The sequence below is a fragment of the Streptomyces monashensis genome (assembly GCF_001866665.1).
GTDB lineage: Bacteria > Actinomycetota > Actinomycetes > Streptomycetales > Streptomycetaceae > Streptomyces > Streptomyces monashensis.
Genome location: NZ_MLYO01000036.1, coordinates 40,132 through 53,797 on the forward strand (window position 1 = coordinate 40,132; position 13,666 = coordinate 53,797).

Annotated in this window: 12 protein-coding genes and 1 pseudogene; 5 read left to right on the forward strand and 8 right to left on the reverse strand. The window is 73.3% G+C overall.

Annotation, left to right across the window (positions count from 1 at the left end; genetic code table 11):
* Positions 1-92 precede the first annotated feature (92 nt).
* The 3 genes from BIV23_RS22450 to BIV23_RS46525 form a co-directional block, all read right to left on the reverse strand.
* Positions 93-2,045, reverse strand: coding sequence for an FUSC family protein (locus BIV23_RS22450; protein WP_177239997.1), 1,953 nt, complete (start codon positions 2,043-2,045; stop codon positions 93-95).
* A 249-nt stretch (positions 2,046-2,294) separates the two neighbouring features.
* Positions 2,295-3,116 carry a nucleotidyltransferase domain-containing protein gene (locus BIV23_RS22455; protein WP_071382720.1) on the reverse strand — a complete coding sequence of 274 codons (822 nt, stop codon included), beginning with the start codon at positions 3,114-3,116 and terminating at the stop codon, positions 2,295-2,297.
* A 4-nt stretch (positions 3,117-3,120) separates the two neighbouring features.
* A complete protein-coding gene (locus BIV23_RS46525) occupies positions 3,121-5,070 on the reverse strand; it encodes a toll/interleukin-1 receptor domain-containing protein (protein WP_079173296.1) in 1,950 nt (649 codons plus the stop codon).
* A 38-nt stretch (positions 5,071-5,108) separates the two neighbouring features.
* Here BIV23_RS46525 and BIV23_RS22465 point away from each other — a divergent pair, with 38 nt between their 5' ends.
* The 3 genes from BIV23_RS22465 (at position 5,109) to BIV23_RS22475 (ending at position 6,830) form a co-directional block, all read left to right on the forward strand.
* On the forward strand, positions 5,109-5,714 hold the full coding sequence (locus BIV23_RS22465) for a hypothetical protein (protein ID WP_071382721.1): 606 nt from the start codon (positions 5,109-5,111) through the stop codon (positions 5,712-5,714).
* A 241-nt stretch (positions 5,715-5,955) separates the two neighbouring features.
* Complete coding sequence (locus BIV23_RS22470; RefSeq protein WP_071382722.1) at positions 5,956-6,372, forward strand: RidA family protein; 417 nt, start codon at positions 5,956-5,958, stop codon at positions 6,370-6,372.
* Entirely contained in the window at positions 6,369-6,830 is a 462-nt protein-coding gene (locus BIV23_RS22475; RefSeq protein WP_071382723.1) for a GNAT family N-acetyltransferase, read from the forward strand. Before BIV23_RS22470 ends, BIV23_RS22475 begins: the two co-directional genes overlap by 4 nt.
* Before the next feature lie 3 nt (positions 6,831-6,833).
* Here BIV23_RS22475 and BIV23_RS22480 read toward each other — a convergent pair whose 3' ends face one another.
* The gene (locus BIV23_RS22480; RefSeq protein ID WP_071382724.1) at positions 6,834-7,562 is read right to left on the reverse strand and encodes an aspartate/glutamate racemase family protein; all 729 of its coding nucleotides are present in this window, start codon (positions 7,560-7,562) and stop codon (positions 6,834-6,836) included.
* 5 nt (positions 7,563-7,567) lie between these two features.
* Entirely contained in the window at positions 7,568-9,028 is a 1,461-nt protein-coding gene (locus tag BIV23_RS22485) for an NCS1 family nucleobase:cation symporter-1 (protein ID WP_071382725.1), read from the reverse strand.
* A 145-nt stretch (positions 9,029-9,173) separates the two neighbouring features.
* Between BIV23_RS22485 and BIV23_RS22490 the strand changes: the two genes are divergently transcribed.
* Positions 9,174-9,851 (forward strand): GntR family transcriptional regulator, encoded by a 678-nt coding sequence (locus BIV23_RS22490; protein ID WP_071382726.1) that lies wholly within the window; start codon positions 9,174-9,176, stop codon positions 9,849-9,851.
* Between the two features lie 71 nt (positions 9,852-9,922).
* Here the strand turns inward: BIV23_RS22490 and BIV23_RS22495 are convergent, their stop codons facing one another.
* Positions 9,923-10,618 (reverse strand): uracil-DNA glycosylase, encoded by a 696-nt coding sequence (locus tag BIV23_RS22495; protein ID WP_071382908.1) that lies wholly within the window; start codon positions 10,616-10,618, stop codon positions 9,923-9,925.
* Positions 10,619-11,299: 681 nt separating this feature from the next.
* On the opposite strand from BIV23_RS22495, the pseudogene BIV23_RS46535 reads away from it, so the two are divergent.
* Positions 11,300-12,043: pseudogene (locus BIV23_RS46535) on the forward strand (RNA-binding S4 domain-containing protein); the annotation flags it as partial.
* A 267-nt stretch (positions 12,044-12,310) separates the two neighbouring features.
* Here the strand turns inward: BIV23_RS46535 and BIV23_RS22505 are convergent.
* Both BIV23_RS22505 and BIV23_RS22510 read right to left on the reverse strand, forming a co-directional pair.
* Positions 12,311-12,760 carry a DoxX family protein gene (locus tag BIV23_RS22505; RefSeq protein WP_071382728.1) on the reverse strand — a complete coding sequence of 150 codons (450 nt, stop codon included), beginning with the start codon at positions 12,758-12,760 and terminating at the stop codon, positions 12,311-12,313.
* A gap of 149 nt (positions 12,761-12,909) precedes the next feature.
* A complete protein-coding gene (locus tag BIV23_RS22510; RefSeq protein ID WP_071382729.1) occupies positions 12,910-13,593 on the reverse strand; it encodes a class I SAM-dependent methyltransferase in 684 nt (227 codons plus the stop codon).
* Between the last annotated feature and the right edge of the window lie 73 nt (positions 13,594-13,666).

Consider the following 13,666-nt stretch of genomic DNA (forward strand, 5'->3'; position numbering starts at 1 on the left):
GCCCGATGGGCGGTGGTTCGCGCACGGCGGCGGCCGGTGATGACGTGATCGGCGGGAGCGGCGCGCGGGGCCGCTGTGCGGCCACCGGCCGGCTACGCGGCGGCGGGCAGGGGCACCTTGATCCCCTGGATTCCCAACTCGCCCAGCACGTCCTGTAGTTGCTCGACGTGCCGGGGCGTGAGGCGGCCGGTGTCGTCGAGGTGTACGGCGCAGGCGGTGGTCGTGTCGACAAGTCGCTCCAGAACTTCCGCGACGGCCTCGGTGCCCGCGGTGTGCCGGGCCAGGGCGGGCAGTTCGGCGGCGGCGAGCGCGATGGCGGTGCGGGCCTCGGCGAGGGTGCGGTAGGCCTCCCGGCGCAGCGCCCAGCGCTCGGCGCGGGTGTCGAAGGACTCGCGCGCGGCGTGGTGGGCGGGCTCGTGCGCGGCGCGGGCACCGACGGACTCGCGCGCGACGCGGGTGGCGGGCTCGCCGAGGTCGCCGGAGTCGCCGCGGCCGCCGGACTCGCCGAGGACGTGCACGAGGTAGGCGTGCGCGGCGCGGCCGGCCGTCGCGAGCCGGGCCCGCACCCCGGCGCCCCGCTCCCCCGGCATCGGCAGATGCCCGACGACGAGCACGAGCGCGCAGGCGAGCAGCGTCTCGCCGATCCGGCCGGCGCAGGCCTGCGGTTCGCCGCCGACCATGACGAGGGCGAGGACGAGGACGGTGACGACGGCGGTCAGCGCGGCGAAGTGCCGGGCGGCGACCGGGACGAGCGCCCCGCAGACCGCGACGAGCGCGATCAGCCCCGCCGGGCGCGGCAGCAGCGCGGCGAACCCGGCGAACACCAGGGCGCCCAGCACCGTCCCCGCGGCCCGGCACAGCACCCGGGAGGCGAGCGGCCCGAGGTCGGGCTTGACGAGGAAGACGGCGGTGGCGGGCAGCCAGTACCAGTGCTGGTGCTGGCCGTACCAGCGGGTGTGGTGCAGCGCCTGGGCGATGGCGGCGCTGGCCCCGAAGCAGAGGGCGACGCGCAGCCCGTACTCGCGTCCGCCGGTGCCGAACGCGGCGCGCAGGGCGTCCCGGAGGCCGCGCCGCCGGGTGGGCAGCCGCTGGTGCGGGCCCTCGGCCCGGTCGAAGGCCTCGGCGGCGCGCAGCAGGGCGTCGTCCAGGGCGCGCAGGGCGGGTACGGACCGGCTGGGGGCGGGCAGCGGACCGGTGCCGGTGTTGCCGCGGACCGCGGCGGCGAGCCTGCGGGGCCCGTCCGCAGCCCGCGCGGAGAGCGGCTCCCCCGCCCAGAACAGCGCGGTGGCGGCCTCGGCGAGGGGCAGCGCGGCCATGTACTGGGCGTGCAGCCGGCGCTCGGCGGCGGAGCTCGCGTACCGGCGCAACCGGGGTCCGGCGAGGGCGTCCTGCGCATGGTCGAGCGCGGCCGTCAGCGCGGCCCGCCGTGCGGGGGCGAGGTCACCGCCCACGGCGTCGAGCAGATCGGCGACGGCGCCGTACACGTCGGCGACCGCCTCCCGTTCCCCGTCGAACCGGAAGTCCCCGGCGAGCGAACCGGGCGTGGGCAGCGCGAGCCGCAGCAGGATCAGCCAGCCGGCCCCGGCGAGGAAGGCGAGCGCCCGCTGCCAGCCGCTCGCGGCCGCGGGCATCCCGGCGCCGAGCGCGGCTCCCACGAGCAGCTGCGTCCCGGCGGCGGAGGCGACGGGCCCGACGGCACTGACGCCGCCGGCCACCAGCCCCAGCAGGGTGAGCACCAGGGTGAGCGGTACGGCGGCCAGTCCCAGCCCGGCGTACGTCCCCGCGAGCAGCCCGAGCGCACCGGCCAGCGCGGGCATCCCGAGCCGCCTGACGCAGGCGCGCCGGCTACCGGGGCGGTCGTTGATGCCGGCGAGCATCGCGGCGATGGCGGCGAGGACACCGCTGGGCAGCCGGTCGGCCAGCAGCCCGGCGAGCAGCAGCGGCCCGGCCGCGAGCGCACCCCGGATCACCGCGCTCCAGGGCACGGGGCCGCGCTGGGCGCGCAGGGCGTGGGCGAGCCAGAGGGGTGCGGCGGGCCGGGACACGGGTCTCCTGTCGTCAGGGCGAGGGCGGGACGGGCCTTCGGACGACGGTGGCCGGGCGGCTGTGATTCCACGCTAGGGCGCGTTCGCTGTGCGAACCGGGCGATCAGGTTTCACACGTGTGAAAGGTGCCGCGTGGGCGGGTTTCTTTATGAACGCAATTGACTGCTGGAGACCGGCGGAATTCGGGATCGGCCCTTGCCGGTCTCCTCTGCTCCGGCGGCCCCTTCGGCGTACGTCGATCGACGACGATCAGGCGTAGGCTGCGCCGCCACCCGGTTCGGTCCGCGGCGGGTTCCCGGCTTCCCGCCTCGCCCTCTCGAAGAGGGCCTGGGCCCGGTCGATCGCGCGGCCCAGGGTGTCCGGGCCCGTTCCCGCGGAAAGTGACGCGAGGACGCTGTCCACGGTGCGCAGCCCGGCCCGCTCCAGCAGGCGCTTCTCGTTGGTCACCCACTCTCCTCGTGCGGCGAGGACCCCGTGCGCGGCCTGGGCGGCGGCCGTGGCGATGGCCCCGGCAGTCTCGGTGAGGCGGCTGTGCGGGGCGTGGTTGGTCCTGGCGTAGTCGAGGGTGGCGCGGGCGGTGCCCTGCCAGCGCTCGGCTGCGGTGACGCGAAGCTTGCCCGGGTAGGCCGCAGGGCGGGGCAGGCTGCCGTACAGAACCTGGTTGACGGCCAGTTCGGCCACCAGCAGATAGGTGGGGATGCCGGCCAGGTGGAAGAGCAGCGGCTCCACCCGGAACCGTCCCTCCTCCGCCTCGGCCAGCTCGTACTCGACCACCTCGAGATCCCGGTAGTGCACGTCGACCCGCCGCCCGTCGATCGTCAGCCAGGCCCCGCCGTTGAACACCCCGCCGCCCCAGCCGCCGACCTCCGACACCTCGCCCTCCCAGCCGACGGCCCGCAGGTCGTTCGGGTCGAAGGGGCCGCGGTAGTAGACGGCCAGGTCCCAGTCACTGTCGTCCCGGTGGGTGCCCTGCGCCCGAGAACCGCCGAGGGCTACGGCCCGCACGCCGGGGAGGGAGGCGAGGCGGTCGGCGGTGGCGGCGAGGAACTCGGGGCCGGAAGACTGCTGCATGCCGTCAGCGTGCCGCGGCCGTGCCGAAGTCCGCTCCTGAGATTTCCGCGAGGCCCTCCGCGATGCGCCGCAGCGGCTCGCGCAGTGCCGCGAGGTCCGCCCGCATGTCCGAGGCCTGCGGCCAGCCGAGTTCGTGGTCGAGCGGCGCGACGTCGGCGGGGCGGCGGGCCTCGTACGCGGCGAGCCGGGGGTGCCAGGTGGCGGTGAAAGGGCGGATGGTGTCGTTGACCAGGACGTAGGCCAGGTTCTGCACCGTGTCGGTGCTTCCGGCCCTGCCCTGTTCCAGACGGATGCTGTAGGTGTGCAGCGTGCTGCGGGTGAAGTCGATGAGCGACTTCAGCGACGACAGAGCCTCGCGCAGGCTTCCCGTGCCAGGCGCCAGTTCCTGCACACCGATCCGGGTGACCAGCTCGACCTGGATGTCGAAGGCCGCCATCCGCTCCGACTCGCTGGGGGCTGCTGACACGAGGGCCTCCCTACGGCTTCCGGGTAGGGCCAGCGTAACCGGCTCGCGGTGGCCGCAGAGGGTCCGCAGGGCCGCGCGCCGCAGGGCTTCGGTGCGGGCGGGCGCGGGATCGTGCTGGTGCCAGGCGTGCAGCGTCACGGGGTGGAGGGACCAGCGGTCGCCGCCCGCACAGCCCCGGGCCGCTTCGGCGGCCGGGGTGAGCAGGCTGCGCGTGCGCAGTTCCGCGATGCCGTTGCCCGCGCGCCGGCCCGCCACGACCCGCGGCACCTGGTCGACGGCGGCCAGTACCCGGCCCACGTCCTCGGTGGTCACCGGCAGCGGGTGCAGAGCCGCCGCGCAGCGCAGTACGTCCTTCGCGTCGGCGGTGTCCACGTCATGGACGACGGCCGCCGTGACGTCGTCGCCGGCGAGCGTGTCGAGGAGGGATCCGCCCCGGGCGTGCAGCCGGTCGTACAGATCCTGGGCGCGATGGCCCGCCTGCAGCGCGCGGCCCAGCAGCGCCAGGGCGAGCGGATGACCGTCGACGGCCTCGGCCAACGCGCCGTCGCCGCCGACGAGTTGGCGGGCATGTCGGTCGTCCAGCGGCCCCAGGTCGACCGGCGCGCCGAGGGCGGGGTACGCGCGGCTGCGCAGGGTGAACACGGTGTGCCCGAGCGGATGCGATGCCGCCATCGCCGCGATGGTCCGCAGGGGCGCTCCCTCCGGGGTGCCGTCGACGATCCACAGGAACGGTTCGCCGACGGCGTCGAAGTACGGGGAGAGGGACGGGGCCCGGCCGCTCAGACCGCATGCGCGCAGGGACGCGTCGTAGTCCCGTCCGTCCAGCCGGAACACACCGCCGGGGTACGCCGCCTCGAAACGGAACGCGTACTCCTCGGCGAGGAGCGTCTTGCCGATCCCCGCCATGCCCCGGATCTGCACCGTGCGGGTGGCTGACCGGCCGACGGTGAGGGGCGCCGCGTGGGCGTGCAGCGCGGAGTGCACGCGCCAGAGTTCGGAGAGCCGCCCGACGAACCCGGGGTGCGGCTCCGGCGCCCGGAACCGGCCCTGCCCGCTGCCGCGCTCCCGGAGGGTCATGGGCCGGGCCAGCCGTGCGACATGCTCGCGTACGTCGGCCACGAGGCCGGCGGGATCGTCGGCGGAGGCGTGCCGGGCGTCGCGGAGTTCGACGGGGTGGATGTGCCCGGTGGTGGGCTCCGGGTTGACGACCATGACCCGGCGCCGCGGATCGCCCTCCTCGAGGCCCGCGAGATAGGCGGTCGTCAGCTCCCACTGGCAGGCCTCCCGTTCCGGGTAGGCGGCCGAGTAGTACGCCAGCAACGCCTTGGAACGGCCCAGTTCGCGCCGGATGGTGTCGCTGATGCCGGCGAAGGACGCGACGCCGGTCTCGTCGGTGAACACCGTCAGCCCGCCGTCGCGCAGCGCACGGACGAGCAGGCGTACCCGCTCCACATCACCGCGGCTGTAGCTGAGGAAGACATCCCACACGACGGCTTACCCTACTGTGGGTACAGGGGAGGGCGATCATGGCACACAGGCAGCGCAGGCGGCGACCGAGTGGTCCCTCGCAGATCACGGCCAAGCTGACGATCCCGTTCGTCGGCGAGATCTCCGGCACCTGGGAGCCCGCCGACGCGGAGCGCAGTGCGGCCTGGGAGCTGTATCTGGAGTTGGTGACCCGGGTCTCGGTGGAGGAGCTGGGCCGCGACGAGGGGTTTCTGCGTGAGGCCCTCTCCTCCTTCTACACGTTCTTCCGTACGACCCGCGAGATCCTGCGCCGCTACGGCCCCGACGTGGCCCCACGCCTCTCACCCGGCCACGTCAGCTTCGGAGTCCTCGCGGTCACCGTCCTCAACCGCGTCCTGCGCCCGCTCCTGTCGTCGTGGCATCCCCGGCTCACCGCGTACGAGTCCCGCCGGCCGGAGGGCCGGGATCCGGTGGCGTGGGAGCGGGAGTGGGAGCACGCGGACGCACTGCGCGACGAGATCGCGGAGGTACGGCGCACGCTGGCGTCCCTGGCGCGGACGCTGCAGGAGGTGGCGGGGGTCGGTGACCTCATCGACCTTCCGGTACCCCGCTCGGCCGGGGCGGACGTGGGGCACCCCCCCCCCCGCGGGTCAGCGGGGCAGTGAAGGCTGATCACATCGTCCTTCGCGTTTGCGCCACCACACGTCATCGCCTTCCCTCGCCCGGACGACCGCTGGGCCTTGCACACGCTGGTGCTCCACGTCGGTCCCGGCGCGGCGTGCCCGCTCGCGCGTGACTCCCCTCCGCCCCGCTCGATCGCCCGTCGCCACCGGGAAATCAGGATGCGTCGACGCCGACGGGCGCGGATGATCGGGAGGTTGTCGAGCCACTGTCCGAGGAGTCGCCATGATCCGCCGAGTGAACGCGCCCGGCCTCTTCCCACCGCCCGCCTACGCACATGCCTCGGTGGTGGAGGCGGGCACCAGGCTCGCCTTTCTCGCAGGCTCCGTGCCGCTCGACGCGCACGGGGGGATCGTCGGCCCCGGTGACCCCGTGCGGCAGGCCGAGCAGGTGATCGGGAACCTGCGGGAGCAACTCGACGCCGTGGGAAGCGACTTGGCGCATGTGGTCGTGACCGAGGTGTACGTGGTGAGCACGGAGCCCGCCGTGCTGTCGGCGGTGTGGGACGTGGTCGAGGCCTCGGGGCTGAGCGCGGGGCCGCACTCGTCCACGTTGGTCGGGGTCGCTTGTCTCGGGTACCCCGGACAGTTGGTGGAGATCACAGCCACGGCCGTGGTGCCGGAGAGGCAGAAGCAGCGGTGACGGAGGAGGTCGTACTGCGCCGGGCCGTGGCGGCGGATGCCCGGGCCGCCGCCGAGGTGTGGCTGCGGTCCTTCCGTGTCGCGCTGCCCACCGTCGTCCGGCCGCGCAGCGACGACGAGGTGCGGGAGTACATCCGGGACGTCGTCGTGCCGTCGCGGGAGACCTGGGTGGCGGAGGCGGCCGAGCGCGGGATCGTCGGACTGATGGTGCTGCACGGGGAGTTGCTGTCCCAGCTGTACCTGGACCCGGACTGGCGAGGGCGCGGAATCGGCGACCGGTTCGTCGCGCTGGCCAAGGAGCGCAGCCCGGGCGGGCTGGCCCTGTGGACCTTCCAGGTCAACGAGCCCGCCCACCGTTTCTACGAGCGGCACGGCTTCACGGCCGTCGAGTTCACCGACGGCAGCGGAAACGAGGAGCGGGAGCCCGATGTGCGGTACGTCTGGCGCCCCCAGGGCTGACCCCTACTGATCGGTGCGGGGCCGCCCCCACCTCCGCTCCTTCGGCAGCGGCTTCTCGTAGCCGCCCGCCCGGCTGGTCGTCAGGCCCAGGGCGACCAGGGACTCGGCGAGCCGGACCGCCGCGGCCACGCCGTCGACCACCGGCAGCCCGAGCTTCTCGCCCACCGTCCGCTGCAGACCCGTCATCCCGGCGCAGCCCAGCACCAGGACTTCGGCGCCGGCGTCCCGGGCCCGCTCGGCCGCGGACAGGAACGCGGACTCGGTGCGGCCGGGGTCCTCGGCGAGGTCGAGGACCCCGAGGCCGGTGCCGACGACGGCGGCGCAGTTGCGGGCCACGCCGGCGGTCTCCAGGCTGTCCTCGATCTGGCCGCGGGAGCGGTCGAGGGTGGTGACGACGCCGTAGCGGCGGCCGAGCAGACAGGCCAGGTGGGCGGCGGCCTCCGTGATGTCCACGACGGGGACGTCGACCAGTTCGCGCACGCCCTCCCTGCCGTGCTCGCCGAAGCCGGCCAGCACGACGGCGTCGTACGCGGGACCGTCGTAGGTGCGCAGGGTGTCGAGGACGGCCGCCGCCGAGAGGTAGCTGTCGAGCCAGCCCTCGGCGGACGCGGGGCCCCAGTCGGGGGTCAGACCGGTGACGGTGGTGCCCGGGCCGACGGCGGCCCGGGCACCTCGCACGATCTCCTCGGTCATCTCCTGCGTGGTGTTGCAGTTGGTGACGATGATCCGCACGCTCGTCAGGCCTCCCGCGTCGTGCGGTCCGCGCGGTCACGCCGGTTGAGCAGCGCGTAGAGACCGGCGCCGAGCGCGGTGCCGATGAACCAGGAGTACGGCGCCGCGTCGCTGAAGCTCTTCACCAGCGCCAGCACGGCCGCGACCGCCGCGGAGGGCAGGAACGCCCACAGCGCCCGGGGGTTGACGCCCCTGCGGTAGTGATACGGGCTGCCCGGCCGGGCGTCGAACAGCGCGTCGACATCGATCTTCCCGCGCTTGACCCAGTAGTAGTCGATCATGATCACGCCGAACAGCGGGCCCAGGAAGGCGCCGAGGCCGCCGAGGAAGTAGTTGACGACGGTCGGGTTGGAGAAGAGGTTCCAGGGGGTGACGACCAGCGCGGCCACCGTGCTGATCATGCCGCCGACCTTGAAGCTGATCTTCTGCGGCCAGACGTTGGCGAGGTCGTACGCCGGGGAGACGAAGTTGGCGACGATGTTGACGCCCATGGTCGCCACCGCGAAGGCGAACGCGGCCACGACCAGCACCCAGGTGTTGCCCACCTTCGCGACGAGTTCCGCCGGGTCGGTGATGGCCTGCCCGAACGCCTTCAGCGAGCCGGCCGTGACGATCACCGAGACGACGACGAAGGCGGTGGAGTTGACGGGCAGGCCCCAGAAGTTGCCGCGCCGGACGGTCCGGTAGTCGGGCGCGAAGCGGGAGAAGTCGCAGAAGTTGAGCATCAGCGTGCCGTAAGTGGCGAGGATCAGGCCGATCGCGCCGAACCACTGCCGCCACTGCTCGCCCGTGGACACCGGGTGCGGGGTGGAGGTGAGCGAGATGCTCCAGCCGGCCTTCGCCAGGACCCAGACCGCGAGCGCGATCATCACCAGCCAGATCACCGGGCCGCAGAAGTCCTGGAACCTGCGCACCGCTTCCATGCCCTGGCTGATGATCACCCACTGGAGCAGCCAGAGCGACACGAAGGAGATCCAGCCGAGCGCGTCCAGGCCGAGGAAGGAGTGGTGGGTCAGGGAGGCCAGGCCCGGCCAGGCGGCGAGCAGCATCACGTTGACGGCGACGGAGGCCAGATAGGTCTGGATGCCGTACCACATGATGGCGATCACGGCTCTGATCAGCGCCGGGATGTTGGCGCCCCAGATGCCGAAGCTGATGCGGCTGACCACGGGGAACGGCACACCGTGGCGCTGGCCGATCTTCCCCATGCGGTTCATGCCGACGTAGATGAGCACGAAGCCGGCGAGCAGAGCCGTGAAGACCTGCCAGACGTTCATGCCGAGGACCAGCAGGCCGGCGGCGAAGGTGTAGTTGCCGAGGTTGTGGACGTCCGACATCCACATGGCGAACAGGTCGAAGACCTTCCAGTTCCGCTGCTTCGCGGGGGCGAGGTCCTCGTTGACGAGGCGTGGGTCGGGAACGAACGCGGTGGCGCCGGTGGCTTCGGCGCGGTCGGCGAGGGACACGGGGCCTCCAGGAGCAGGGGGGACGGAGGACGGCAGCCGTTTGGTATACCAAACTCCCGTCATGGTCTCGCCGTCAACCGTTCGGACCGATGTCGTTGCCGTTACAGCCCCGTAAAAGCACCGACGGGTCGGCGAAGATGGGCTCATGACCCCCACGACGGCCTCTACGACGACGAAGACCGAACCCCTCGGCGCAGTGCGCGAACGCGTCCTGGCGAGCCTGCGGGAGGACATCATCGGCGGGCGCCTGGCACCCGGTGACCGCCTCGTCGAACGGGAGCTGGCCGAGCGGTTCGGCGTCTCACGGGTGCCGGTGCGCGAGGCGATCCGCGCACTGGTCGCCGAGGGTTTCGTGCTGTTCGAGTCGGCCCGGCGCACGGTCGTACGACGGCTGACCCCGACCGACGTCCGGGAACTCTTCGAGCTGCGCGAGGCGTTGGAGGTGTACGCGGCGGGGCTGGCGGCGAGCCGGGTGACGCCGCAGGCCCTGGCGGAGCTGCGCGCGCTGCTGGAGCAGGCGGCGCGGGCGACGAAGGAGGGGGACGCCGAGGCGATCACGGACATCAACACCCGCTTCCACGACCGCATCCGCGCCCTGGCCGGCAACAGCCTGCTCATCTCGGTCATGGAACCGGTCGACGGCCGCCTGCGCTGGCTCACCCGGCAGAACGAGGAGTGGCCCCAACTGCTCGGCGAACACCGCGAGTTGTACGACGCCATCGCCTCCGGCGACCCGGACCGCGCCCGCGCCCACGCGCTGGAGCACGTCCGCGCCAACTACCGCTCCACGGTCCGGCACCTGTTCGGGGACGACGCCGTCTGACGGAGGCGACCGAGCGGCCGACGTGACGAGCCGGCCGAGGTGGCCGAGGCGGCCGAGGCGGCCGAGATGCGTTACGGCAGTCGCGCCGCCCGCGCCGCCGCGCGCAGCACCTCGCGCAGCATCTCGGCGGTGAGCCTGCCGGTGAAGGTGTTGCGCTGGCTGACGTGGAAGCAGCCGAACAGGTCGAGGCCGTCGAGCGCGACCCGGGTGCCGTGGGCGAAGGCCGGGCGCGGCCGGGGTATGGCCCAGCCCGCCTCGGCGAACGCGGGCAGCGCGGCCTGCCAGCCGAAGACACCGAGGACGACGGCGGCCCTGAGCGTCGGGCGCAGCAGCTTCAGCTCCTGGACCAGCCAGGGGCGGCAGGTGTCACGCTCACCGGGGGTCGGCTTGTTGGCGGGCGGGGCGCAGTGCACGGGCGCGGTGACGCGGACGCCGTACAGCTCCAGTCCGTCGTCGGCGCTGACCGAGGTGGGCTGCGAGGCGAGCCCCACGTCGTACAGCGCCTGGTAGAGCACGTCCCCGGAGCGGTCGCCGGTGAACATGCGGCCGGTGCGGTTGCCGCCGTGCGCGGCGGGGGCTAGCCCGATGATCACCAGCCGGGCGTCGGCCGGGCCGAAGCCGGGCACCGGCCGCCCCCAGTACGTCCAGTCGGCGAACGCGGCCCGCTTCGTCCGGGCCACCTCCTCGCGCCACTCCACCAGCCGGGGGCAGGCCCGGCAGTCCGCGACGCGCCGGTCGAGCCGGGCGAGGGCAGCGCTGTCGTCCATACCGCCACCGTATGCCCCGACGACTCCCCGGCGTCCGTGGCCACCGACACCGACGCCCACGCCGACACCGGCACCGTCGACGTCATCCGTCCCCCTGGCCCGGTCCTCGGCCGCGCGGCTCGCATAGTTCTCCACGAACGCACACATCGCCACGACCGTGTCGCGCAGCTCCGACAGCAGCACGCGCTCGTTCGGGGCGTTCAGATTGCACAGGTTGTCCTGGGCACCGAAGAACAGCGCCTCCGCGTCCGGCGCGGCCCTGGCGAGCCCGTTGACCAGCGGGATCGCCCCCCGGTGGCGATGTGCGCCGGCTCGGCGCCCCACGCACGCGCCAGCGCGTCGAGCGCCGCCCGATAGGCCGGACCACGGGTGACGGCCTCGAATCCGGGGCCGGTGTCGCCGGGCGTGACGGTGAACGGCACGCCGTACGGTCCGAGCAGTCGCAGATGCTCGACCAGCGCCGACAGTGCCTCGCGCGGATCCTGCACTCGGGTCCGGTCAACGACATCAGCCTCTGGGGTACGCCGGGACGACGCATCCGGGGTGAGCCAGGGGGTGCGGCCGACGAGACAGCGAGGGCAGCCCTTCGCGGCCGTCGCGGTCGCCGCGCCCCTCGCGCTGCGGAGCGCGCCCCGGAAAAACACCACCGGCTCGGTCCGCCCGGGGAGCTAAGGTCGGGACATGGCTTCCGAGGATGCGGACGACGACGTGAACCGTGAGAACGGCGGACCGGACGGAACGAGCCCCGCCCAGGACGTATCAGGCTCCGGAACACCGACCGCCCGACCCCTCGATCCCGAGATCGCCGCCGCGGTGGCCGCCGCCGAGGCAGCGGGACCGGCGACCGGCGAAACGGTCCGGATCGACAGCTGGATCTGGGCCGTACGCCTGATCAAGACGCGTTCCCTCGGCGCCACCGCCTGCCGGGGCGGCCACGTGCATGTGAACGGCGAGCGGGTGAAGCCCGCCTACTCCCTGCGCGTCGGCGACGAGGTGCGTCTGCGGCACGAGGGCCGGGAACGGGTGGTGATCGTCAAACGCCTGATCCGCAAGCGGGTCGGCGCCCCCGTGGCCGTCCAGTGCTACATCGACAACTCCCCGCCGCCCCCGCCCCGCGAGGCCATGGCCCCGGCCGGCCTCCGCGACCGTGGCACCGGCCGCCCCACCAAGCGGGACCGCCGCGAGATGGAACGCCTCCGCGGCCTCAACACCCTGCCCGGCGCCCCGAGCGGCTTCACGGGACCAAGAGGCTTCGGCGGTCCCGGAGGCTTCTCGGGGCCTGAAGGCTTCGCCGGACCTGGCGGCCCCGGTGGCGCCGGTGAGCGCGCTGGACGTGGTGGTCGTGAGGGTCATGGTGGCTCCGGTGGTGCGGGCGGGCGTGGCACGTCCAGGGGAGCCGGTGGCCGTGCGGGCGCCGGTGGGACTGGGGGCCGCGTAGACGCCGGAGGCGCTGGCGGCCGTGCGGGCCGACACGGCGGAGCGGGCAGGGCTGGTGGATCGGGCGGGCCCGATGGAAGCGGTGCGCCGGATCAGGCCGGTGGGCCTGGCGGGCGTGACGGATCCGGTGGGCGCGATCAGGCTGGCTGACGTGATGGATCAGCTGGGCGCTCTCGGGGTCGGTGATCCGCCGCCCTTCTCCCCTCCTGGCTCTCCTCTCGGTTCTCCTCTCAGTATCTCCGCGCGGTTCGCTGCTCACCCCCGCCGAACGAGCCCCAGCAGTTCACGGTTGGATCCGCGGCGCGCCCAGGCGATCACGATGAGCGGCACCATCAGGATCAGCGGGGTCGCCGCGTTCTGGCCGTGGAAGGCGGTGAGCTGGACGATGAAGGCGCCCACCATCAGCGCGCTGAGGGCGATCGCCGCCACGGACTGGAGCAGCGGTATCAACAGGGCGACTGCTCCGGCGAGTTCGAGCGCACCGATGGTGTACATGGCCCCGCTGCCCCAGCCGATCCTGTCGAAGGACTCGACGGCGGAGGGGTGTGCGATGAGCTTGGGCAGGGCGCTCGCGATGCCGTAGAACAGGGCGAGCAGCACCTGCACCGCGCGCAGTGCGGCCCTGGCCCACCGTGCCCGGCCGGTGTGCGTGCCGGCGGAGGACGCGGACGTCGTGGCGCTGACGGAAGCGGTGGTCTGGGACATGAGGGACTCCTGGGGGAAGCGGTGCCGTGTGCTTTCACCGAGGTAGACCCGACGAGTCCCGGAAACTCATCGCTCTCCGCCTCCGTTCCCCCGGCCTCCCTGCCCTTCCGCCTCGCAGCCCACCGTCCGTGGCGGCACCGAAACGCCCGCTACGCCTTCGGTACGGCACGCACCCACGTCCGGTCCGGTGTCAGGTATGTGTCCACCTCCAGTCCCGCCTCCGCCAGTGCCGACTCGAACTGTTCCTTCGTCAGGGGCCGGGTCAGGAAGGTCTGGGTCCAGACCGCGTCCGGGAACGTGTACTCCGCGCGGACCGAGTTCACCCCGTCTCCGGCGGGCTCCACCGAGGCGATCCGTATCGTGAAGCCGCTCGGGTCGACCCGCTCCCTCGGCACGTTCGTGTGGTAATCCTCGCCCTCACGCTGGATGAGCACCCAGCCGCCCTCCGCCACATACCGGGCACAGGTGCGCAGCAGGCCTCGGCGTACCTCCTCGTCACCGGCGTGTACGAGGAACGACGCCAGCATCACCACGTCGAACTTCTCGCCGCCCAGGTCCAGTTCCTCGATCGGACCACACACCGTGCGTGCCCCGCGGACGCGGGCCAGCATGTCGGCGGACTCGTCCACCGCCGTGACCGTGAAGCCCCGCTCGAGCAGGGGGTGGGTCATCCGGCCCACTCCGCTGCCCAGTTCCAGGATGTGTGCCCCCGCCGGTACCGCCGCGGCGATGATGTCCGGCGCGTCGCCCGCCGGCAGCCGCTCGTACAACTCGACCGCACAGCCGTCGGGGGTGATGGCTCCGGGCCCCGTGCCCTCGTGTCCCTCGCGCATTTCGACCGTCATGCCCGAACAACGGCCGGTCCCCGCACGCCCGTTCCCCTCCCGCGCCAGTTCACCCGTTCGA